This window comes from Bradyrhizobium sp. Kon10, assembly GCF_055807395.1.
Genome location: NZ_JBVVOZ010000436.1, coordinates 1 through 231, shown reverse-complemented (window position 1 = coordinate 231; position 231 = coordinate 1). Strand labels below are relative to the sequence as shown.

Genomic DNA, 231 nt, shown 5'->3' with positions numbered 1-231 from the left:
ACTTTCACCGTCCGGCGGCTGACGTCGACAATACGGGCGCGGCGCAGACCCAAGCGCTCTGCCTTATTGAGGGCACGGTATGGCGAGCAGGACCGGCGCCAGTCGCGTTCGCGGCGGCGTTCGCGGTAGAAATCATCGTCGTCGCCCGTATAGACGCCGACGCGCGGATCGTCGTTATTGCCGAAGCCGAGATAGATGCTGTCTGCCTGGGCAGTGGCGGGGATAGCGGCA

1 pseudogene is annotated in these 231 nt (G+C 64.9%); it reads right to left on the bottom strand.

The annotated features are described in order from the left end of the window. Window positions 1-231: pseudogene (locus AC0L2O_RS37650) on the bottom strand (hypothetical protein); the annotation flags it as partial.